Origin of the sequence: Kitasatospora sp. NPDC005751 (assembly GCF_040630835.1) — a bacterium.
Classification (GTDB): domain Bacteria; phylum Actinomycetota; class Actinomycetes; order Streptomycetales; family Streptomycetaceae; genus Kitasatospora.
The window spans coordinates 66,795-88,152 of sequence record NZ_JBEXYC010000002.1; the positions used below are offsets into that span (position 1 = coordinate 66,795).

Consider the following 21,358-nt stretch of genomic DNA (forward strand, 5'->3'; position numbering starts at 1 on the left):
GCCGAGGGCCTTCAGCCGCCAGGAATGCCCTGGCGGCGTTCGAGAAGCTCGACCGACTACGGGGCGGGTGGTCAGGTGGCCGGGGTCGCCCGGGGGATCGGCGCCGGGGTCGGCGGGGCCTCGCCCCCGTCGGCCTGGTGCGGCAGCGAGACGGTGGGCCGGTGGCGGAGGTCGGCGACCGTGACCCGGAGGACGGCGATCAGGGCGAACAGCATCAGGACGCCGTGGGCCGGCATCGACAGGTACGGGTCCACGTCGCGGTTGATGAACTTGAGGTAGCTGCCGAACGAGGACAGCTGCACCAGCACCGGCAGGTACCAGAGCTGCCGGGGCAGTTGGAAGGCCACGATCACGCTGAGCACGTCGGCTATGTAGAAGTAGCGCTCGTGCATCGACGGCAGCAGGAAGGGCACCGCGATCGCGGAGGCGGTGGCCAGCAGCAGGATCCGGGTGTCCGTGAGCACCCGCCGCCCCGCCTGGCCGGCCGCGGCGGCGCCGGCCTGCCGCAGGGCCCGCACCGCGAGCCCCACCAGCGCCAGGACCACCACGCCGGCGACCACGACGCCGATGCCCCGCGCGGTGTCCTGGGCGTCCTGCGGGACGGAGACGAACTGGTACACCGACGGCGCGTAGAGCGTGAGGTCCTTGTACGTGTCCGGCTGCCGGGTGTAGACGGTCAGCAGCTGCCACGGGTCCGCGCCGAGCAGGAAGGCGGGGATGTCGAGGGCCACGTACGCGGCCACGGCGGCGAACAGGCTCCGCCAGGGGATCCGGTTCGCCAGGACGAGCACCAGCAGGGCGGGGAACAGGAAGACGGCCTGGAGCTTGAACGCGAGCGCGATCCCGAAGAACGCGCACGCCCAGGTGGGCCGGTCCCGGAGCAGGTGGTAGACGCCGCCCACCAGGAAGGTCGTGAAGATCGCGTCGGCCTGGCCCCACCAGCCGCTGTTGGTGACGACCGTGGGCAGGAAGAGCACGACCACCGCGGCACCGAGGGCGCGCCACGGCCGCTGTGGCCACCGCAGCTCCACGATGCGGAACACGTAGGACGCCAGGGCGAGGTCGAAGAGGATCGAGACCCACTTGATCCCGGCGAGCGCCGTCACCGGGAGGTAGGTGAGCGCGGCCATGAGGTAGAGGTACGGGACGTTGTAGTCCGAGAAGTCCGCATGGCTGAGCGCGTTGAAGCCGCCGTTCTCGGCGATGTACCGGTACCACGGACCGAGGAAGTAGTAGTAGTCCGACGACTCACTGTCCAGCAGGAGGATCCTGACGGTCAGCGCGGCCAGCACCGCGGCTGCCGCGGCCAGCGCCAGGACGATCGGATCGACGCCGTCACGGCGCGACTCCTCGGTGGTGATGTCGGACATCGCACTCCGTTCGGTTGGCCACGGCGCCCCCGAAGCCGTGCACCGAAAATCATATATACAGACACAAGTGCGCTGAGCGAAGGGCTATCAGGGCACGAACCAGGGCAGGTCGCAGCGCTGAAGTGGCCGAAGTGAGGGTAGTGGCGGGAGTCCCGGAAGGGGCCGGAGCAGGAAGTCGGACCGGTCGACTTTCCACTACTCCGGCTTGAGCTCGAACCAGACGATCTTGCCCACGTGCCCCGGACCCCGGGGCCGGGCGCCCCAGGAGGCGGCGAGGGCCTCCACGAGTTCGAGCCCGCGACCGCCCTCGTCCTCGGGGCCGGCCTGACGGGGCTCGGGCAGGTCCGGATTGGCGTCGGCGACCTCGACCCGGAGCGCACCGCATTCCGTGACGGCGAACCGGACGCCGATGAGGCGGTCGCGCGGGCCACGGGCGTGGCGGCACGCGTTGGTGACCAGTTCGCTGAGGAGGAGCAGGGCGGTCTCGGTGGTCCCGTCGGGCACCCGCCAGGCGTAGGCCTGCCGGAGGAGTTGCACGCGGGCGTGGCCGACACTGCGGGGGTGGCGGGGGAACATCCACTCGATGTCGACGGGCTGAGTGATCATCAGTGTCCTTGACGCGGAGAGCCTTTGGCGTCACCCACAGGAGCGGAGATCGGCCATTTCACGTCCCAGGATTCGGCCTTCAGGCATAGCCTCAGTAGTGACGCCGGCGGTTCAGCGAGGGAATGACCCGCAGGTCGACCGCGTGAGGATTGGGGTCCGGTGATGAGCGCGCCCGCACAGCCGCCGATGGCTTGGAAGTACTGTGGCGATCAGATCAAGCGCTGGCGCGAGCAATCCGGCGTGACGAGGGAGCAGTTGAGCCAGGCGGCCAGCTACGACATCGAGAGCGTGCGCTCGATGGAGGCTGGCCGAAGGAAGCCGTCGATGCAGCTGCTCTCCGCAGCCGACGAGTTGTGCAATGCGCGAGGGATGCTGCTCGGGGCCCAGGACTTCTTGAAGCCAGAGAAGTTCCCCTCCTACTCGCGGGGATACACGCAGGCCGAACGCGAGGCCATCGCAATCCATTGGTACGAAGGCCTGCTCATCCCTGGACTTCTCCAGACCGAGGATTACGCCAAAGAGCTGATCAGTCACAGCTGTCCACCGCTGGATGACGAGACAGTCGAGGCTCGTGTCACAGCACGGATCCAGCGTCAGGAGAAGTTGAGGAACTCTCCGACCGTGCTCTTCAGCTTTGTGATCTACGAAGCTGCTCTGCGAGCCGTGGTGGGCGATGCGGATCTGATGCGACGGCAGCTGCAACACATCGTTGAGGTCAACAATCTGCGCAACGTCTCCATCCAGGTTCTGCCCATCGATCGGGCCGCATACGCAGGGCTCAGTGGACCACTAGTACTGCTGGAAGGACCTGATCACGAACAGCTCGCCTATGTCGAAGCCCAGGACACCGGAGCGCTCTACAGCGACCCGAACAAGGTGAGCACACTCACCCAGCGCTATGGAATGATCCGCATGCAGGCCCTCGGAGCCGATGAGTCTGTCGCGTTCGTCCGAAGAATGGCGGGAGAGCTATGAGCGCCGAACTCGCATGGGTCAAGTCCAGCTACAGCAACGACCAAGGTGGCGCCTGCATCGAGGTCGCCACCGCCTGGATGAAGTCCAGTTACAGCGGGACCGAGGGCGGCAACTGCGTCGAGGTCGCCTCCTCCAGCCTCACCGTCCACGTCCGGGACTCCAAGGACAAGGCCGGGCCGCAGCTCTCCTTCTCGCCCGCCGCCTGGGCCGCGTTCCTCGCCTTCGCGGCTGAAGCTCAGGTGTCGGGGGTCGAGTGACTTCCTAGCGGAACGGGTGGGTGAACACCCCCCACCCGCCCTCCCAACCACCGCTGTAGCCAGCCCGTATGACTAATCGTCACCGGTCGCCACGGGCTGCGCACGCCGTGTAGCGTGCGCACCAACGAATCAACCCCCGCCGGTGCACCAACACCGAACGGGGGTCTGACCGACACGATCGAAAGCAGTCGATCCTGTGGCTACCCACGACTTTAGCCCTGCCCTGCCCCCGATGGCGTCCCCCGGCTACGGAAAGCGTTCCGCGCCGGGCCAAAATCCCCCTCACGCCGACGACTTCGCGCAGCTGGCCGCCCGTGAGGCCTACCTGGCGCGGCTGGTCGACCGGCTGCCCGAGGGCGCCGCGATGGACACCAAGACCCTCGCCCGCGAGCAGCCGCACTACGGCCAGCAGGCCGTCCGCAGCGCGCTCAACCGGCTCTCCGTCGCCGGTCACCTGCGCCGCGTCCGCGAGCGGGTCGACGGCGACCGCACGCAGTGGGTGTTCCGCACCTACTTCTCCCGGACGCCCCGGGACGACGCCTGGTGGTCCCGCTTCCTGACCGTCGGCGACACGGACGGCAGTGCCGACATCGGCCCCGCGCAGGTTCACCCGGACGAGCGACCCCACCCCCGCGTGGACAGGTCACCCGCCTACCGGGCCCTCGCCGCCCTCGGGCTCGCCGACCCCCGGCTCGCGCTCTCGGCGCGCGACTGCGACTCCCTCGAACCGCTCGCCGCCCAGTGGCTCGCGCGCGGGGCCGGTACGGCGTACCTCACCACCGCGCTGACAGCCGGGCTCCCGCCGGCCGTCCACAGCCCGGCCGCCTTCGTCCACCGCCGCCTGGCCGACAAGATGCCGCCCGAACGCACCGGGGAGCCGACGGCGCCGGTCACCCGCGTCCTGGAGTGCACCGACTGCCGCACCCCGAGCCGGCCGCAGGCCCTCCTCGGCGGCCTCTGCCGGGCCTGCCGGGCGGGCGCCTCCGACGCCCCGCCACCGCGCACCCGGCTCTCGCCCCAGGCCGTGCACCGGCACGCCGCCCGGGTCCGCGCCTCGGTCCGCCCCAACCCGTCCGCACGGCATCCGCATTGATCTCCCCTTCACCCCCTCCCCCCTAGACTGCCGACCGGCGCACGGGCCGAGGGGGTGGGCGTTGAACACACGGGAGTGGTCCTTCTACGAGGGCGCGGACGGTTCGACGCCCCTGGTCAAGGACCTGCAGAAGGCCCGGCTGGCCACCCACGAGCGGGCCCGGCTGTTCGTCCTGATGAACCGGGTCAAGGAGCGGCAGACCCTGCCGGGGGACGTCAAGGACCTCGGCAACGACCTCCTGGAGGTGCGGCTCACCGGCGATCACCGCACCTTCCGGCTGCTCTTCGCGGAGGAGGGCGAGGGCCTGGTCCTGCTCGCCCTGTCGTTCTTCCAGAAGAAGTCCCAGAAGACCCCGCCGAACGAGCGCGGCGCCGCGGAGCGGCGGCTCAGGGAGTGGCGGAACCGGCCGTCGGCGGGCTGAGTTCCCGGTTCTCGATATCGGCTTCGGGCGATAATGTTGAAGCACTCTGAGGGGAGGCGGCCATGGCACCCACGCTGCACGATCTACTCGACCTCGACCCGGACGATCCCCGCGTCGCCGCGAGCCTGGCCGACGCGCAGGCCTACGCCGAACTCGTGGAGACCCTGGTGGTGGCCCGCAAGAAGCGCGGTCTGACCCAGCGCGAGGTGGCGGACCTGATGGGGACGTCGCAGTCGACGATCTCCGAGTTCGAGCGGGTGGGCGGCGACGCCCGCTACTCCACGCTCCAGCGGTACGCCCGCGCGGTCGACGCCCGGCTGTACAGCCTGGTCGACCACACCGCCGCGGACCTGACGCCCGCCTGGAAGCCCGCGCCCGTCGAGGTGCAGGTCCGAGTGGCCGTCCGCGAGCGCGGGGCGCGGTCCCGGCCGACCGCCTGGGGCGACGACGCGCAGCGGTCGGTGACCGTCTGATGGCCGGTTCGCCCGCCCGCCGGGGGGTCCGGCGCTTCGCCACCCTCGACGAGCTCTCCGCCGCCACCGAGCTGGAGGACGTCACCTTCCTGGAGGTGTCCGGCCGGCGCCTCTTCGACCAGCAGGAGCCGCGCAGCGAGGCGGAGAACCGGACCACGCTCGCGGTCTGGCTCCGCGAGGGCGACGACGGGACCACCCTGGAGGTGCGCTGCCGGCTGGAACTGGGGAGCGCCCAGGCCGACTTCGTGGTGGACGCGGCGGCGGCCTTCTCGCTGGGGGCGCCGTTCGAGCTTCCCGCCGAACTGCAGCAGCTGTTCGTCGACCGGATCGGCGTGACGGTGCTCTACCCGTACCTGCGGGAGGCCCTCCAGGGCAGCGCCACCAAGCTCGGCGTCGACACCCCGCTGCTCTCGCTGCGCGGCCCGGGGCAGGGCGTCCGCTAGCGCTCGGACCGCCGACCCCGACAGGGCCTCGTCACAGGGCCTCGTCACAGAGCCTCGTCACAGGGTCTACACGGCTCGCTCATGAATAATCTCAGGCGACAGCGTTAACCTATGCAAAATCCAAAGGTGAACTAGGTTACAAACCTTGAAATCAAAGCCAGCCGGTTTGCCCACATGCTGAGATCCGTGCGATAGTCGAGATGTCCGGCGGCGAACGACGACGACCCGCCGAGGACACCGAGACTACGGCCCGCCCGACCTGGCACGGCCGTCGCCCATCGTGTCGGCACGCACCCCCTTGGCCGCGCGATGACTTGCAGGGGCCCCCACGCACCGGAACACGGTGGATCGGGGGCCCTGCGCGTTTTCCGGGCGCGACCACGGCTGCGGCACGGCCACGGCTGCGGCGCGGCCACGGCGAGTGCCGCCGCGACGCCTCAGTGGCGCTCGCGCACCTTGAGCTCGAACCAGACGCCCTTGCCGCGCGGCAGCAGATCGGCGCCCCAGCGGTCGGCGAGGTCGTCGACGACCTTGAGCCCGCGCCCGTACTCGTTGATCGGCAGCGGCTCGGCCATGATCAGACAGGGCAGCGCCCGCGAGGAGTCCCGCACCTCGACCCGCAGCCAGCCGGGCTTGCGCGACACCTGGACGCCGATGGTCCGCCCGGCCGCGTGCCGCACCGCGTTGGCCACCAGCTCGCTGGTGAGCAGCTCGCCGACCTCCAACTGCTGGTGCAGCTCCCAGGACTCCAGCACCGAGAGCACCAGCCGGCGGGCCAGCGGCCCGGACTCCGGCCTCGACGGCAACCGCATCTCGCCCGGTGCCGACTGGTCGCACAGCCTGCCGAAGTACATCCGCTCCAGCTCCTCGGAGCTGAGCCGCTCCAGGGCCGCCAGCGCGTCCTGGAAGCACATCCACGATGCCTCAGCGACCAAGCTCGACCCAGGAAGTGATGACTGATCTGTTTCGCCCCAACCCGCCATGCGGTCCATCATTGCGGAACGCAAGCGGCCGCGTACGGACAATGAGCAAACGATCACTACCCGCTCGGCATATGCCGGGTGCAACCCGGGCCGGGTGCGCGTCAAGCCCGGGTTGCCGCAAACCGCCTCCTACCAGGCACTCCAGGCCAGGTTCCAGCCGCTGAGGCCGTTGTCCGGAGCCACCGTGCCGCGCGCGGAATTCTGCACCGTCACGATGTCGCCGATCAGCGAGCCGTCGTAGAACCTGCCCGCCGAGGTGCCGTCGCCGCCGCCCTTGACGTCCTTGAGGCCGACGCAGCCGTGGCTGACGTTGTCCTTGCCGAAGGCGCTGCTCCAGTAGTTGCCGTGTACGTACGTGCCGGACGTGGTCAGCCGCATCGAGTGCGGCACCTGGAGGTCGTACGGGTCCCCGGTCATCCCGGGCATGCTGCTGGACTGCATCCGCACCACGCCCTCCTTGGACATCACCACCATGGTGCCGTTCCAGGTGGGGTGCTCCGAGGAGCCGGAGGTGATGTCGACGACGGAGCTCCTGCCGTCGTTGACCACCGTCATCCTGTGCGTCTTCGCGTCAACCGTCGAGACCTGCGATCGCCCGATCGTGAAGGGCTCGTCCCGGTCCACGCCGCCGTAGACGCCGGGGGCGAGCTCCACGTTCTTCAGCCGGTAGTGGACGGTGACCTTCGTCCCCGGCTTCCAGTACGCCTCGGGGCGGAAGTCCAGCCGGCGGTTGCCGAACCAGTGGCCCTTCACCACGGTGCCGTTGTCGGACTCGAAGGTGATGCCCTTGGCGACCGCCTCCTTGTTCTTCACGTCCTTGTCGAAGTCGACCGAGACGATCATGCCGACCCCGTAGGTGGCGTTGTCCTCGACGTTGTCGCTCGCCTTCGCCTCGCGCTCGGGCGTCAGCGTGGTGAAGCCGCTGTCCGCCGAGGCGACCACGCCGTTGGCGTCCGCCGCCATCGCGCTCACCTGGTAGGCGGTGCCGACCGCCAGGCCGGCCGTCGGCGTCCAGCTGCCGCCGTCGGCGGCGATCGTCCCGGCGACCTCCTTGCCGGTCCGGTCGCTCACCTTGACCGTGGTGAGCTTGCCGCCCGCCACCGCGACCTTGAGCGCGCCGCTCGGGGCCACGTCCACCGCGCCGTTCTTCGGCTGGATGTCCAGCACCGCCGCCGACACCTTCGGCGCCGCCGGGGTCGACGCGGGGGCGTCGGCCGGCGCCGCCCCGGAGGCCGGTGCCGCCCCGGAGGCCGGTGCCGCTCCGGACGCCGGTGCCGCTCCGGACGCCGGCGCGGAGGCGGTCGCCGCGACGCCCGCCGCGCCCCCCAGGTCCGCCCTGGCCGCGCTCCCACCGGCCGCGCCGTCGCCCCCGCCGCACGCGCTGGTCAGCACCAGCGCGCCGCCCATCAGACCGGCGGCCACCACTGTCCGTATCGACCTCATGTCGACTCCTCCCGTTGATCCCGCTCGACCACGAGGGGACTCGACAGATACACGCGCCATCCACCGGAAAGGTTGCGCCATCCGGGCGACGATCACGCCACGAACGACGACCGGCCCGACCCCAACGAGTGAGGATCGGGCCGGTCGTCGTCGAACCGGGACTACCGGGGCTGCCGCCGGGGTAGAGCGTGTGTCGCCGGACCTACCAGTTGGCCCAGCCGATGTTCCAGCCGCCGAGGCCGTTGTCGGGCGCGACGGTCTTCTCCTTGGTGTTCACGATCTTCACCACGTCGCCGACCAGCGAGTCGTTGAAGAACTTGCCCGCCACCGAGGTGTCGCTGCCGCCCTTCTCGTCGGCCATCGAGACGCAGCCGTGGCTCGCGTTGGACTTGCCGAAGGGGTTGGCCCAGTAGTTGCCGTGCACGAAGGTGCCGGAGGTGGTGAGCCGCATCGCGTGCGGGACGTCCTGGATGTCGTACTCGCCGCCGAGACCGACGGTCTGCGAGTTCATCCGGGTGACCTTCTCCTTGGACATGATCACCATGGTGCCGCCCCAGGAGGGGGTCGCGTCGGCGCCGAGGGTGACCGGCACCGTGGTGCTCTTGCCGTCCCGGACGGTCGTCATCGTGTGGGCGGCCGAGTCGGCCGTCGAGACCTGGGAGCGACCGATGGTGAACGGCTCGTCCTTGTCCACGTCGCCGTAGATGCCGGGGGCGACCTCGACGTTCTTCAGCCGGTAGTGGATGGTGACCTTCGTCCCCGGCTTCCAGTACTCGGCCGGGCGGAAGTCCAGCCGCTTGGTGCCGAACCAGTGGCCCTTCACCTCGGTGGCGGCGCCGTCGCTGGTCTCGAAGGTGATCCCCTTCGCCACGGCCTCCTTGTTCTTCACGTCCTTGTTGAAGACCACCGAGACGATCATGCCGACGCCGTAGGTGGCGTTGTCGGCGATGTTGTCGTTCGTGGAGATCGTCTTCGCCGGGGTCAGCGTGGTGAACGAGGTCGTCGACGCCGTCACCAGGCCCTCGGCGTCCTGGGCCTGCGCGCTCACCTTGTAGACCATGCCGACGGCCAGGGGCGCGCTGGGCTTCCAGCCGGAGCCGTCCGGCGTGATCGCCCCGGCGACCGGCTTGCCCTCCTTGTCGGTGACCTCGACGGTGGTGAGCTTGCCGCTCGCGACCGAGACGGCCAGCGCGTTGGTCGGCGAGACGTCCTGGGCACCGTCCTTCGGCTCGACGGTCAGCACCGCGGCCGAGGTCTTCGGCGCCGCCGAGCTCTGGCCGGGCGCCGGAGCGCCCCCACCGTTGGCACCCGCCGTGGCGGCCGCGTCACCCCCGCCGCTGCCCCCGTCACTGCCCTTGTCGTCCCCACATGCCGCGGTGAGCAGCAGCACCCCGCCCATCGCGAGCGCCACTGCGCCGCGGCGCATCCGACGGCTGGTGGTCCCTATCGCGGCGTCGTCCGCCAAAACCGGCTTCACGGTTTCTCCCCTCCCGGTGTCCATCCAGATGGACGCGTGTTCGCCCGGACGGGTTGCACCGGACCGGCGATCTTCCGCGCCGGTCTTCGGCGCGGCAAGCAGGATAGCTGGGCCGAATGAGTGAACCCCGGGGGGAGTGCGGTGAATCACAGGTGGAACAGCGGTGAAGACCGGCGGGAGGGTCACCGCCGCGCAGCCGGGGCCAGGGGCCGGTGGCTCAGCGCTCGATCGCGCTGCCCGCGACCCACTGGGCCCAGGGCAGGTTCCAGCCGTTGAACCCGTTGCTCGGCGGGACGGCGTCCCCGGTGGCCGCCTTCACCTCGATCACGTCCCCGGGGATGGTGTGCTCGAACAGCCAGCCCGCCGGGGTGTCCTTGCTCGTCCCGCCCTTGGCGTCGGCCAGGCCGATGCAGCCGTGGCTGGTGTTGGCCGCGCCGAACACCGCCGGGTCGGCCCAGTAGTTGCCGTGGATGAAGGTGCCGGAGGTGGTCAGCCGCATCGCGTGCGGGACGTCCTTGATGTCGTACTCGTCGCCCATCCCGACGGTCTGCGAGTTCATCCTGGTCGTGCGGTACTTCTCGGAGACCACCAGCACGCCCCGGTAGGTGGTGTGCTTCGGGTCCCCGCCGGACACCTTGAGCGTGCGCACCACCTTGCCGCCCGCCCCGGCCCGCACGGTCAGGGTGTGGGCGTCCAGGTCCACCGTGGAGACCTGGGCCCGGCCGACGGTGAACCGGACGTCCTTGGTCTGGGTGCCGAACGCGCCCGGCGCCCCCTGCACGTCCTTGAGCCGCAGCGCCACCGCGACCTTGGTGCCGGCCGCCCAGTAGGCCTTCGGCCGGACGTCCAGCCGCTGGGTGCCGAACCAGTGCGCGGCCAGCTCCACCGGCGGGTCGGCCGTCACCGTCACCGCCCGCTCGACGGCCGCCCGGTCGGTGATCGGGCGGCTGAAGCGCAGCGAGACGGGCATGCCGACGCCGACCGTGGAGCCGTCCTCCGGGGTGAAGAAGGCGACGAAGGTGTGCGCCCGGGCCACCGTCGAGAAGTCCGTGTGCTGGTTCGCCTTCTGGCCCTGGTCGTCCTCGGCCACCGAGTCCAGGGTGTACGCGGTGCCGAGCGGCAGCGGGCCGTTCGGCGCCCAGCTCGCACCGTCCGGGGAGAGCGTCCCGGCCACCTCGGTGCCCCTCGCATCGGCCAGCCGGACGGAGACCAGCCGGCCCTGGGCCACCGAGACCCGGACCGCGCCGTCCGGCGGGACGTCCTCGGCGCCGTCGGCGGGCAGCGCGGTGATCGCCGCCCGGGAGGGGGCCGGCGGGGCCGTGTGCCCCGGGGCCGCCGCGTCCTGGGCCGGGCCGGCCGCCGGACCGCCCCCGCCGGCGCACCCCGTCAGCACCGCCAGGCTCCACCCCAGCGCCGCCGCACGGCGCGCCCACACCAGTACTCGGGGCCGCATTCCGGGGCCTCCCGCCGTTTCCGTCCGATACCCCGGACAACGAGGGCAATCCCGGCAGGACACGCGGACCGCCGGGTGAACCTCACTCCGGCGGCCCACCACCGGGCGGCCGGCGGCCCGGTGGTGGCCCCGGTTCGGGCCCGGGCGGCGTGCCCGAACCGCCCCCGCGGCGCGCGGCCCCCGGCCGCCATCCGCCGGTAAGCCACCGTTCAGCGGCTTCCGATCAGCAGGATCAGGGAAAGAGAAGGTGAACGGGGTCCGGGACACCCCGCCCAGGGAGGGTAGGGCCATGGCGTCAGGGCAGGAGCTGGAAGCCGGAGTGCGGCCGCGCGGCGGTACCGGCACCGAGCCACCGTGGCCCGGCAGCTGGCAGCCGCTCGGCGCCCGCTTCCGCACCGATGCCCAGGGCCGCCAGGGCACCAACTTCGCGCTCTGGGCGGCCGGCGCCGAGGCGGTCGACCTCTGCCTCTTCGACGAGGACGGCCAGGAGAGCAGACACCGCCTCACCGAGCAGAACTTCCAGACCTGGCACGGCTTCCTGCCCGGCGTCCGCCCGGGCACCCGGTACGGCTTCCGGGTCCACGGCCGCTGGGACCCGTGGACCGGCGCCCGGTGGAACCCGGCCAAGCTGCTGCTCGACCCGTACGCCCGGGCCGTCGACGGCTGTTACACCTCCCACGACGCGGTCTGCTCCGCCGTCCGCAACTGGCCCGAGGCCGACGTCGCCGACACCGTCCGGGACAACCGCGACTCGGCCCGCTACGTGCCCAGGTCCGTCGTGGTCCACGACGACGACGACTGGTACGACGACCACCGCCCGAAGACCCACTGGGCCGAGACCGTGCTGTACGAGCTGCACGTGCGCGGCTTCACCATGCGCCACCCCGAGGTGCCGCCGGAGCTGCGCGGCACCTACGCGGGCCTCGCCCACCCCGCCGCGATCGCCCACCTCACCGGGCTCGGCGTCACCGCCGTCGAGCTGCTGCCGGTGCACCAGTACGCCAGCGAGGACCACCTCCAGGCCCGCGGCCTGGGCAACTACTGGGGGTACAACACCGTCGGCTTCTTCGCCCCGCACGCCGGCTACTCCTCCTCCGGCAGCCGCGGCGGCCAGGTGGGCGAGTTCAAGCGGATGGTGCGCGCGCTGCACGCCGCCGGCATAGAGGTCGTCCTCGACGTGGTCTACAACCACACCGCCGAGGGCGCCGAGCTGGGCCCCGCCCTCTCGCTGCGGGGCATCGACAACGCCGGGTACTACCGGTTGCCGCTGAACCGCCCGCGCGGCTACGCCGACTACACCGGCTGCGGCAACACCCTGGACACCCGGCGGCCGCAGGTGATCCGGCTGATCACCGACTCGCTGCGGTACTGGGTGACCGAGATGGGCGTGGACGGCTTCCGCTTCGACCTCGCCGCCGCGCTCGCCCGCGGCAGCGACGGCGTCGAGATGGACCACCCCTTCCTCGCCGCCGTCTCCCAGGACCCGGTGCTGAGCCGGGTCAAGCTGATCGCCGAGCCCTGGGACGTCGGCGCGGGCGGCTACCAGGTCGGCGGCTTCCCCCCGCTGTGGGCCGAATGGAACGACAAGTACCGCGACACCGTGCGGGACTTCTGGCGCGGCGCCCGCCCGGACGTCCGCGAGCTCGGCTACCGGCTCTCCGGCTCCTCCGACCTCTACCAGCGCGGCGGCCGGCGCCCCTACGCCTCGGTCAACTTCGTCACCGCGCACGACGGCTTCACCCTGCGCGACCTGGTCTCCTACGACCGCAAGCACAACGAGGCCAACGGCGAGGCCAACCGGGACGGCACCGACGACAACCGGTCCTGGAACCACGGCGCCGAGGGGGAGACCGCCGATCCGGCCGTCCACGCCCTGCGGCTGCGCCAGTTGCGCAACCTGATGGCCACCCTGCTGCTCTCCACCGGCGTCCCGATGATCACCGCCGGGGACGAGTTCGGCCGCACCCAGCGCGGCAACAACAACGCCTACTGCCAGGACAACGAGATCAGCTGGCTGGACTGGTCCCTGCTGGCGGACCGCGACTGGGCCGGGCTGCGCGACCTCACCGCCCGCCTCGTCCGGCTGCGCCGCGCCCACCCGGTGCTGCGGCAGCGGGCGTTCTTCTCCGGCCGGGCCGCCACCCCCGGCGGCCAGCCGGACCTGGCCTGGTTCACCCCGCGCGGCAAGGAGATGACCGAGGCCGACTGGTTCGCCCCCACGGCCTGCCTCGGGATGCTGCTCTCCGGCACCGCGATGTCCGAACGCGACCAGCACGGACGCCCGTTGCGCGACGACAGCTTCCTGCTGCTGCTCAACACCGGCCCCGACCCGGTGGCCTTCACGCTGCCCGGCGAACCCTGGGCCGCGCCGGACGCGCGGTACGAGACGGTGCTGGACACCGCGAGCGAGGAGAACGGCCCGCTCCCCTCCCCGGACACCGCCCTGCTCGGCGGGCACTCGCTGCGCCTGCTGCGCGCACCCGCCCCTCGCTGACCCCCGCACCCCACGCGTCCCGGCCACCGGTGGCCGGTTCTCGACGACAGGTGCGAAAAACCTGATGAGAAATGACGCGGGCCCGACCTACGCTCACGGCGATGGCCGAGAACCAAGCCCCCGCCCCCACGTCCGCCCACCGGTCGACGGTCCGCTCGCTGCTGCGCCTGTGGCCCTACGCCCGCGCGATCCGCTGGCGGCTGACCGCCTCGGTCGCCGCCGCGCTGTTCGCCGCGCTCAGCGTGCTGCTCGTCCCGATCGTTCTCGGCCGAATCGTCGACGGACCGATCACCGACCACGACGTCGGCGCGCTCTGGCCGCTGATCGGCCTGCTCCTGGCGCTCGGGCTCTTCGAGGCGGCCCTGTTCTACGCCCGCCGGGTCATCCTCGCCAAACCCCTGGCCGGGGTGGAGACGGCGATGCGCGGCGACCTCTTCGCCCGGCTGCAGCGGCTGCCGATCTCCTTCCACGACCGCTGGGGCTCCGGCCAGTTGCTCTCCCGGGCGACCTCCGACATGTACACCATGCGGCTGTTCCTGGCCTTCCCGCTGGTCTTCCTGATCGTCAACACCGCGACCTTCCTCGCGGGCACCGCCCTGATGTTCACCCAGGACTGGCGGCTGGCCCTGATCGTGCTGGCGCCCGCCGTCCCGCTGATGGTGCTGACCCGGAGGTTCGAGGCCGGCTACTCCGGCGCCGCCCGGCTCGCCCAGGACCAGAACGGCGACCTCGCCACCGTCATCGAGGAGTCCATCCTCGGCATCCGCATCCTCAAGGCCTTCGGCCGCCACCGGTCGATGGCCGACCGCTTCCGGGCCCGGACGCACGACCTGCGCCGGACCGAGCTGCGCAAGGCCGGCCTGCTCGCCAACCTCTGGGCGGTCATCGTCGGCCTGCCCGAGCTCGCCCTCGGCTGCGCCCTCGCGGTCGGCTGCTACCTGGTGGCGCACGACGAGCTGAGCACCGGCACCCTGGTCGCCTTCCTCTCCACCGCGCTCGCGCTGCGCTGGCCGGTCGAGTCGCTGGGCTGGCTGCTCGCCTACGCCAACGAGGCCGCCACCGCCGCCGACCGCTTCTTCGAGGTGCTGGACGAGCCGCTGCCGGACGACGACACCGAGCCGGCCCCGGCCGACGCCGCCGACACCACGGCCACGGCCACGACGCCGGGCGCCGCCCCCGACGGCATCCGGCTCACCGGCGTCCGCTTCCGCTACCCGGACGCCCCGCCCGACACCCCCGACCTGCTCCGGGGCATCGACCTGCACATCCGCAGCGGCGAGACGATGGCCCTGGTCGGTGCCACCGGCAGCGGCAAGACCACGCTCACCGCGCTGCTCCCCCGGCTGTACGACGCCACCGCCGGCACCATCACGCTGGACGGCCGCCCGATCCGCGAGCTGTCCCGCGAGCGGCTGCGCGAGCTGGTCTCGGTCGCCTTCGAGGAGCCGACCCTGTTCTCCGCCACCGTCCGGGAGAACGTGCTGATGGGCGCGCCCGGCGCCGGCCCCGAGCAGCTCGCCGCCGCGCTGGCCACCGCCCAGGCCGGCTTCGTCGAGAAGCTGCCCGACGGCGCCGGGACGGAGGTCGGCGAACAGGGCCTCAGCCTCTCCGGCGGCCAGCGCCAGCGGCTGGCGCTGGCCCGCGCGGTGGTCGGCGCCCCGGCCTTCCTCGTCCTGGACGACCCGCTCTCCGCGCTGGACGTGCACACCGAGGCGCTCGTCGAGCGGGCCCTGCGGCAGGTGCTCGGCTCCACCACCGCGCTGGTGGTGGCCCACCGGCCGAGCACCGTGCTGCTCGCCGACCGCGTCGCGGTGCTCTCGGACGGCCGGATCGAGGCCGTCGGCACCCACCAGGAGCTGCTGCGCAGCTCGGCGCGCTACCGCGAACTGATGTCGGGCGACGCCGCCCTGGTACCGGAGAGGGGCGCCGCCCGATGACCACCACGCTCGAACCCGCCGAGAAGTCGGCGAAGTCCACGGCGGCGGCGAAGGCCGCGCCGGAGGAGGAGCTGCCCGCGCCCCCGGCCGACGAGGAGGACATCCCCGTCCCGCCGGGCGCGCCCCGGGCGCTGCTGCGCGCGCTGCTCGGCCCGCACCGGGCCCGGATCACCGTCGCGATGGTGGTGATCCTGCTCCAGCAGGCGGCACTGCAGTCCGGTCCGCTGCTGGTGGCGATCGCCATGGACCGGGGCATCCCGGCACTGCGCGACCACGACGCCGGCCCGCTGGTCGCGGTGATCACCGCCTACCTCTCCTGCGCGCTGATCAGCACCGTGCTGCAGTGGGCGTTCATCAAGATCAGCGCCCGGATCAACCAGGACATCCTGCTGGAGCTGCGCGGCCGGATCTTCCGGCACGCCCAGCGGCTCAGCCTGGACTTCCACGAGCGGTACACCTCGGGCCGGATCATCTCCCGCGCCACCTCCGACGTGGACGCGCTGCGCGAGCTGCTCTCCGAGGGCCTCCAGGAGCTGCTGACCGTCTTCCTCTCGGTCTTCTACATCTCGGTGCTGCTGCTGGTGATGGACTGGCGGCTGGGCCTGGTCTCGCTGGCGTCGTTCGTCCCGCTGTTCCTGATCGCCCGCTCGTTCCGGAGCCGCTCCCGCCGGGTCTACCGCCGCTCGCGCACCTCGGCCGCCTCGCTGATCGTGCGCTTCACCGAGACCATGAACGGCATCCGCCCCGTCCAGGCCTTCCGCCGCGAGCGGGCCAACGACGCCGCGTTCTCCGTGGTCAACCGGCAGTCGGCCGCCGCCACGGCGGACGGCCTGCTGGAGATCGCCCGCTACGTCGGCCTCTCCCGCGCCACCGCGAACGTCTGGAGCGCCGGTGTGGTGCTGCTCGGGGCCTTCCTGGTCACCGACGGCGCGGTGGAGCTCGGTGTGCTCACCGGTTTCGTGCTCTACCTGCGCCGCCTGTTCGACCCGATCGACCAGCTCGCGATGTTCCTGAACAGCTACCAGTCGGCCGCCGCCGCCCTGGAGAAGATCGCCGGCCTGCTCGCCCACGAGCCGACCGTCGCGGAGCCCGCCGAGCCGAAGGAGCTCCCGGCCCAGCGGTCCACCGCCGCGGCCAAGGGGCGCGAGGTGCACTTCGAGAAGACCGCCTTCGGCTACCGCTCCGGCAAGGAGGTGCTGCCCGCGTTCGACCTGGTGCTGCCGGCCGGCCAGACCGTGGCCGTGGTCGGGGCGACCGGGGCGGGCAAGTCGACGGTCGCCAAGCTGCTGGCCCGCTTCTACGACCCGACCGACGGCCGGATCAGCCTCGACGGGGTGGACCTGCGCGACCTCGCCACGCCGGAACTGCGGCGCGGGGTGGTCATGGTGACGCAGGAGTCGTTCCTGTTCTCCGGCACCGTCGCCGAGAACATCGCGATCGGCCGTCCGGGTGCCTCCCGCGCGGAGGTCGAGCAGGCCGCCCGGGACATCGGCGCGTACGAGTTCGTCGCCGCGCTGCCGGAGGGCTTCGACACCGACGTGCGCAAGCGCGGCGGCCGGATCTCGGCCGGCCAGCGCCAGCTGGTCGCCTTCGCCCGGGCCCTGCTGGCCGACCCGGCGGTGCTGATCCTGGACGAGGCGACCAGCTCGCTGGACGTGCCCGGCGAGCAGGCCGTCCAGCGGGCGATGCGCACCGTGCTGGCCGGGCGGACGGCCGTGATCATCGCCCACCGGCTCTCCACCGTCGAGATCGCCGACCGCGTCCTGGTGATGGACCAGGGCCGGATCGTCGAGGACGGCACCCCGCAGGAGCTGATCGACGGCTCCGGCCGCTTCGCCGAGCTGCATCAGGCCTGGCGGGACAGCCTGGTCTGACCGCGCCCGCGCGGGTAATAGCCTCTAGGCCCTTTCATCCATTACCGAAAGGGCCTAGAGTCGTCCCCGGGACCGACCGGGCCGCACCGGGCCGCACCGGTCCGCAGGCCGACGACCTAGGGAGCGGACGTGACCGACCGGACGCACTGGCAGGACTGGCAGCGCAGCTGGGACCGCCAGCAGGAGTGGTACCTGCCCGACCGCGAGGAGCGGTTCCGCGCCATGCTGGACGTCGTCGAGGCGGTCGCCGGCCCCGAGCCGCGCGTCCTCGACCTGGCCTGCGGCACCGGCAGCATCAGCGAACGACTGCTCGCCCGGCTGCCCGGCGCGGTCAGCGTCGGCGTCGACCAGGACCCGGCGCTGATGGCCATCGCCCGCGGCGTCTTCGCCGACGAGCCCCGGTTCACCCTGGTGACCGCCGACCTCAAGGACCCGGACTGGGCCACCCGGCTCCCGCCCGGCCCGTTCGACGCCGTGGTGACCGCCACCGCCCTGCACTGGCTGCCCACCGACGACCTCGTCCGGCTGTACGGGGACCTCGCCGAGCTGGTCCGCCCCGGGGGCGTCTTCCTCAACGCCGACCACACCCCCGAGTCGACGATCCCGCTGCTCACCGCGGCCGACGAGGCCTTCCAGCAGCGGCGCCAGGAACGCGAGCGGGCCGACGGCGTGCTCGACTGGGCCGGATGGTGGGCGGCGGCCGCGGCCGACCCGCTGCTCGCCGAGGAGGTCACCGCCCGCAACGCGCTCTACGGCTCGCACGCCCAGGGCGCCGTGCACCCCGCCGACTGGCACACCGCCCGGCTCGTCGAGACCGGGTTCCGCGAGGCCGGGGTGGCCTGGCGCTCCGTCACCGACTCCCTGGTCGCCGCCGTCCGCTAGGCCCCCGCCCGGCCGGGCGGGGTGGGGAGAGCCGGACCGACCGGCCCTCCCCACCCGTTCAGCGCAGCAGCCCCGCGTCCATCCCGGTGGATTCCGGCGGCAGCGCCACCAGGCCCAGCTCGGCCGGCGAGGCCAGCCGCGGATGGGCCGGCAGCACCCGGACGGTGTACCCGAACGGGCCAGTCCGGCAGAGCTCCAGCGAGCCCTCGTAGCGGGTGCGCCCGTCGAGGTCCGGCCCGCCGACCGGCTTGAGGGCGAGCAGGCAGGCGTCCGAGATGCCGTCCGACTCGTCCACCCGGCCGGAGACCACCTGCACCTCCACGTCACCGGGCTCCAGCGCGCCGAGCGCGACCTGCACCCGCAGCGCCAGCGAGCTGCCCAGCTCCTGCGCCTCGTCCGGGCACTCCGCCTCGACGTGCTCGACCCGGACGGCCGGCCAGGCCTCCCGGACCTTGGCCTTCCAGCCGGCCAGCTCACGGGCCCCCGCGTACGGGCCGGTCACCGGCCCGCCGGGCACCGCCGCCGCCAGCTCCCGCTGGGCCAGCGCCGCCGGGGTGTACAGCCGCTCGACGTACTCGCGGACCATCCGCCCCGCCAGCACCTTGGGCCCGAGGGTGACCAGGGTGTGCCGGACCATGGCGATCCAGCGGTGCGGCAGCCCGTCCGCGCCCCGGTCGTAGAACCGGGCGGCCACCTGGTGCTCGATCAGGTCGTACAGTGCGGCGGCCTCGATGTCGTCCCGCCGCTCGGCCTCGCCGCTCTCCGGGTCGAGGACGCCGGCGCTCTCGTCGGCGGTGGGGATCGCCCAGCCGTTCTGGCCGTCGTACCACTCGTCCCACCAGCCGTCCAGGACGGACAGGTTGAGGCAGCCGTTCAGCGCGGCCTTCATCCCCGAGGTGCCGCAGGCCTCCAGCGGGCGGAGCGGGTTGTTCAGCCAGACGTCGCACCCCGGGTAGAGGTGGCGGGCCATCGCCATGTCGTAGTCCGGCAGGAAGACGATCCGGTGCCGGACGGCCGGGTCGTCGGCGAAGGCGACCATCTGCTGGATCAGCCGCTTGCCGCCGTCGTCGGCCGGGTGGGCCTTGCCGGCGACCACGATCTGCACCGGCCTGGTCGGGCTCAGCAGCAGGGCGCGCAGCCGCTCCTGGTCGCGCAGCATCAGGGTGAGCCGCTTGTAGGAGGGCACCCGGCGGGCGAACCCGATGGTGAGCACGTCCGGGTCGAGCACCGAGGAGACCCAGCCGAGCTCGGCCTCGCCGGCGCCGCGCTGGCGCCAGGAGGCGCGCAGCCGGTGGCGGGCCTCGTCGACGAGCTGGGCGCGCAGGCTGCGGCGCAGCTCCCAGATCTCGCTGTTGCCGATCCGCTCCAGGCCCGTCCAGCGCTTGGCGTCCCCGGTGGTCATGGCGTCCTCGGCGCGGTCGGCGCCGATCTCGGCGGCGCCGAGCCGGACGACCGCCGGGTCGATCCAGGTCGCCGCGTGGACGCCGTTGGTCACCGAGGTGATCGGGACGTCCGCGGCGTCGAATCCCGGCCAGAGTCCGTTGAACATGGACCGGCTGACCTCGCCGTGCAGGGTCGAGACGCCGTTGGCGCGCTGGGCGAGCCGCAGGCCCATCGCCGCCATGTTGAACAGCTTCGGGTCCCCGCCGCGCCAGGTCTCGGCGCCGAGCGCGAGCACCTGGTCGGCCGGGACGCCGGGCAGTGCCGCGTCGCCGCCGAAGTGGCGGGCGACCAGGTCCCGGTCGAAGCGGTCGATGCCGGCCGGGACGGGCGTGTGGGTGGTGAACAGGGTGCCGGCCCGGACGGCCTCCAGGGCGGCGGCGAAGTCCAGACCGGGCTCGGCCGGACCGTCGGTGATCAGCTCGCGGATCCGCTCGATCCCGAGGAAGCCGGCGTGGCCCTCGTTGGTGTGGAAGACCTCGGGCGCGGGGTGGCCGGTGAGCCGGCAGTAGGCGCGCACCGCACGGACGCCGCCGATGCCGAGCAGCATCTCCTGGAGCAGCCGGTGCTCGCTGCCGCCGCCGTACAGGCGGTCGGTGACGTCGCGCTCGGCGGCCGAGTTGGCCTCGATGTCGGAGTCGAGCAGCAGCAGCGGCACCCGCCCGACCTGGGCCCGCCAGACGTGCGCGGCGAGGGTGCGGCCGCCGGGCAGCGCGAGGTCGATCCGGCAGGGGGTGCCGTCACTCTCCCGGAGCAGCGTGACGGCGAGTTCGTCCGGGTCGAGGAGCGGGTAGCGCTCCTGCTGCCAGCCGTCCCGGTTGAGGGACTGCCGGAAGTAGCCGTGCCGGTAGAACAGCCCGACGCCGATGATCGGCACGCCGAGGTCGCTGGCCGCCTTGAGGTGGTCGCCGGCCAGGATGCCGAGGCCGCCGGAGTACTGGGGCAGCGCCGCGGCGATGCCGTACTCGGGCGAGAAGTAGGCGATGGCGGTGGGCTGCGCGGCATCGGCGACCGGTTGGTCGAGGCCGTGCTGGGCGGCCTGGTACCAGCGCGGTCCGGCCAGGTACTCCCGCAGGTCGTCGGCGAGGTCGCCGAGTCTGCGCAGGAACCGGCGGTCGGTGGCCAGCGCGGCGAGCCGCGCGGCCGGGACCTCGCCCAGCAGGCGCACCGGGTCCTCCCCCGTGGCCGCCCAGACCTCCGGGTCCACGGACCGGAAGAGGTCCCTGGTCTCGGGATGCCAGGACCAGCGCAGGTTGAGGGCCAGCTCGTGCAACGGCTGGAGTTGTTCGGGCAGGACAGTGCGGACGGTGAATCTGCGGATTGCCTTCACGGCGTGAAGCGTAGCCCCGGCGGCTGTCATGAGGGTGCGTCAAGTGGGCTATTGAGCCTCCGTTCGGGCTATTGATGAGATCGCATTCGGCGCATTGGGCTGCAGAGGGGGCGCGCGCGGCGCACGTTCCGTCGGATCGCGCTACCAATGCGTGAACATTGCGGAACAGATCCATTTCCACCGGCGGAGCCGCCCCGGACAAAGCCCGAAACTACTGTCGTACCGCTGCAAAAGTCCGGTCGCCGGTGCGACTATGAACCAAGGTCGTGGATGCTGCGGGGAGTGCGGCGACGGGTGGCGCCCTCCTTGAAGCAGCACGTCCGAATCCTTTTCGCGTTGATCGATTCCCAACCTCCTTAGCCCATTCGGCGCTCACCGCGCGCCGCCGCGTGTCCTGGGACTCGGCC

General features: G+C 72.2%; 17 protein-coding genes. 10 read left to right on the forward strand and 7 right to left on the reverse strand.

The genetic code is table 11. The annotated features are described in order from the left end of the window. Positions 1-71: 71 nt before the first annotated feature. Both ABZ497_RS03040 and ABZ497_RS03045 read right to left on the reverse strand, forming a co-directional pair. Complete coding sequence (locus ABZ497_RS03040) at positions 72-1,370, reverse strand: glycosyltransferase 87 family protein (protein ID WP_359803063.1); 1,299 nt, start codon at positions 1,368-1,370, stop codon at positions 72-74. 195 nt (positions 1,371-1,565) lie between these two features. Then, positions 1,566-1,976: an ATP-binding protein gene (locus tag ABZ497_RS03045; protein WP_359803065.1), complete on the reverse strand. Its 411-nt coding sequence runs from the start codon at positions 1,974-1,976 to the stop codon at positions 1,566-1,568. Between the two features lie 162 nt (positions 1,977-2,138). Between ABZ497_RS03045 and ABZ497_RS03050 the strand changes: the two genes are divergently transcribed. The 6 genes from ABZ497_RS03050 to ABZ497_RS03075 all read left to right on the forward strand — a co-directional run bounded on the left by ABZ497_RS03050 (position 2,139) and on the right by ABZ497_RS03075 (position 5,638). Next, the gene (locus ABZ497_RS03050) at positions 2,139-2,951 is read left to right on the forward strand and encodes a helix-turn-helix transcriptional regulator (protein WP_359803067.1); all 813 of its coding nucleotides are present in this window, start codon (positions 2,139-2,141) and stop codon (positions 2,949-2,951) included. After that, positions 2,948-3,208 (forward strand): DUF397 domain-containing protein, encoded by a 261-nt coding sequence (locus tag ABZ497_RS03055; RefSeq protein WP_359803069.1) that lies wholly within the window; start codon positions 2,948-2,950, stop codon positions 3,206-3,208. Before ABZ497_RS03050 ends, ABZ497_RS03055 begins: the two co-directional genes overlap by 4 nt. Before the next feature lie 232 nt (positions 3,209-3,440). Beyond that, positions 3,441-4,301, forward strand: coding sequence for a hypothetical protein (locus ABZ497_RS03060; protein ID WP_359803071.1), 861 nt, complete (start codon positions 3,441-3,443; stop codon positions 4,299-4,301). 61 nt (positions 4,302-4,362) lie between these two features. Further along, complete coding sequence (locus tag ABZ497_RS03065) at positions 4,363-4,722, forward strand: type II toxin-antitoxin system RelE/ParE family toxin (RefSeq protein WP_359803073.1); 360 nt, start codon at positions 4,363-4,365, stop codon at positions 4,720-4,722. Positions 4,723-4,784: 62 nt separating this feature from the next. Then, positions 4,785-5,195: a helix-turn-helix transcriptional regulator gene (locus tag ABZ497_RS03070; RefSeq protein ID WP_359803075.1), complete on the forward strand. Its 411-nt coding sequence runs from the start codon at positions 4,785-4,787 to the stop codon at positions 5,193-5,195. Beyond that, positions 5,195-5,638, forward strand: coding sequence for a hypothetical protein (locus ABZ497_RS03075; RefSeq protein ID WP_352289468.1), 444 nt, complete (start codon positions 5,195-5,197; stop codon positions 5,636-5,638). The genes ABZ497_RS03070 and ABZ497_RS03075 overlap by 1 nt, the downstream gene beginning before the upstream one ends. 437 nt (positions 5,639-6,075) lie before the next feature. On the opposite strand, the gene ABZ497_RS03080 is transcribed toward ABZ497_RS03075, so the two are convergent. The 4 genes from ABZ497_RS03080 to ABZ497_RS03095 all read right to left on the reverse strand — a co-directional run bounded on the left by ABZ497_RS03080 (position 6,076) and on the right by ABZ497_RS03095 (position 10,994). Next, a complete protein-coding gene (locus ABZ497_RS03080; RefSeq protein WP_329489668.1) occupies positions 6,076-6,552 on the reverse strand; it encodes an ATP-binding protein in 477 nt (158 codons plus the stop codon). Between the two features lie 198 nt (positions 6,553-6,750). Continuing rightward, a complete protein-coding gene (locus ABZ497_RS03085) occupies positions 6,751-8,064 on the reverse strand; it encodes an Ig-like domain-containing protein (RefSeq protein ID WP_359803077.1) in 1,314 nt (437 codons plus the stop codon). Positions 8,065-8,266: 202 nt separating this feature from the next. Beyond that, complete coding sequence (locus ABZ497_RS03090; protein ID WP_329489666.1) at positions 8,267-9,541, reverse strand: Ig-like domain-containing protein; 1,275 nt, start codon at positions 9,539-9,541, stop codon at positions 8,267-8,269. A 217-nt stretch (positions 9,542-9,758) separates the two neighbouring features. Then, complete coding sequence (locus ABZ497_RS03095; protein WP_359803080.1) at positions 9,759-10,994, reverse strand: Ig-like domain-containing protein; 1,236 nt, start codon at positions 10,992-10,994, stop codon at positions 9,759-9,761. Between the two features lie 289 nt (positions 10,995-11,283). Between ABZ497_RS03095 and glgX the strand changes: the two genes are divergently transcribed. The 4 genes from glgX (at position 11,284) to ABZ497_RS03115 (ending at position 18,181) form a co-directional block, all read left to right on the forward strand. Then, positions 11,284-13,488, forward strand: coding sequence for a glycogen debranching protein GlgX (gene glgX / locus ABZ497_RS03100; protein WP_359803082.1), 2,205 nt, complete (start codon positions 11,284-11,286; stop codon positions 13,486-13,488). 101 nt (positions 13,489-13,589) lie between these two features. Next, positions 13,590-15,425 carry an ABC transporter ATP-binding protein gene (locus ABZ497_RS03105; RefSeq protein ID WP_359803084.1) on the forward strand — a complete coding sequence of 612 codons (1,836 nt, stop codon included), beginning with the start codon at positions 13,590-13,592 and terminating at the stop codon, positions 15,423-15,425. Then, a complete protein-coding gene (locus ABZ497_RS03110) occupies positions 15,422-17,299 on the forward strand; it encodes an ABC transporter ATP-binding protein (protein WP_359803086.1) in 1,878 nt (625 codons plus the stop codon). Before ABZ497_RS03105 ends, ABZ497_RS03110 begins: the two co-directional genes overlap by 4 nt. Before the next feature lie 129 nt (positions 17,300-17,428). Then, positions 17,429-18,181: a class I SAM-dependent methyltransferase gene (locus ABZ497_RS03115; protein ID WP_359803088.1), complete on the forward strand. Its 753-nt coding sequence runs from the start codon at positions 17,429-17,431 to the stop codon at positions 18,179-18,181. 58 nt (positions 18,182-18,239) lie between these two features. On the opposite strand, the gene glgP is transcribed toward ABZ497_RS03115, so the two are convergent. Next, the gene (glgP, locus tag ABZ497_RS03120) at positions 18,240-20,951 is read right to left on the reverse strand and encodes an alpha-glucan family phosphorylase (RefSeq protein WP_359803090.1); all 2,712 of its coding nucleotides are present in this window, start codon (positions 20,949-20,951) and stop codon (positions 18,240-18,242) included. Between the last annotated feature and the right edge of the window lie 407 nt (positions 20,952-21,358).

What these genes read in the sequence shown, in the direction of transcription:
- ABZ497_RS03040 (WP_359803063.1), bottom strand. Translation starts at nt 1,370, where the DNA reads ATGTCCGACATCACCACCGAGGAGTCGCGCCGTGACGGCGTCGATCCG.
- ABZ497_RS03045 (WP_359803065.1), bottom strand. Translation starts at nt 1,976, where the DNA reads ATGATCACTCAGCCCGTCGACATCGAGTGGATGTTCCCCCGCCACCCC.
- ABZ497_RS03050 (WP_359803067.1), top strand. Translation starts at nt 2,139, where the DNA reads ATGAGCGCGCCCGCACAGCCGCCGATGGCTTGGAAGTACTGTGGCGAT.
- ABZ497_RS03055 (WP_359803069.1), top strand. Translation starts at nt 2,948, where the DNA reads ATGAGCGCCGAACTCGCATGGGTCAAGTCCAGCTACAGCAACGACCAA.
- ABZ497_RS03060 (WP_359803071.1), top strand. Translation starts at nt 3,441, where the DNA reads ATGGCGTCCCCCGGCTACGGAAAGCGTTCCGCGCCGGGCCAAAATCCC.
- ABZ497_RS03070 (WP_359803075.1), top strand. Translation starts at nt 4,785, where the DNA reads ATGGCACCCACGCTGCACGATCTACTCGACCTCGACCCGGACGATCCC.
- ABZ497_RS03075 (WP_352289468.1), top strand. Translation starts at nt 5,195, where the DNA reads ATGGCCGGTTCGCCCGCCCGCCGGGGGGTCCGGCGCTTCGCCACCCTC.
- ABZ497_RS03080 (WP_329489668.1), bottom strand. Translation starts at nt 6,552, where the DNA reads ATGTGCTTCCAGGACGCGCTGGCGGCCCTGGAGCGGCTCAGCTCCGAG.
- ABZ497_RS03085 (WP_359803077.1), bottom strand. Translation starts at nt 8,064, where the DNA reads ATGAGGTCGATACGGACAGTGGTGGCCGCCGGTCTGATGGGCGGCGCG.
- ABZ497_RS03095 (WP_359803080.1), bottom strand. Translation starts at nt 10,994, where the DNA reads ATGCGGCCCCGAGTACTGGTGTGGGCGCGCCGTGCGGCGGCGCTGGGG.
- glgX (WP_359803082.1), top strand. Translation starts at nt 11,284, where the DNA reads ATGGCGTCAGGGCAGGAGCTGGAAGCCGGAGTGCGGCCGCGCGGCGGT.
- ABZ497_RS03105 (WP_359803084.1), top strand. Translation starts at nt 13,590, where the DNA reads ATGGCCGAGAACCAAGCCCCCGCCCCCACGTCCGCCCACCGGTCGACG.
- ABZ497_RS03110 (WP_359803086.1), top strand. Translation starts at nt 15,422, where the DNA reads ATGACCACCACGCTCGAACCCGCCGAGAAGTCGGCGAAGTCCACGGCG.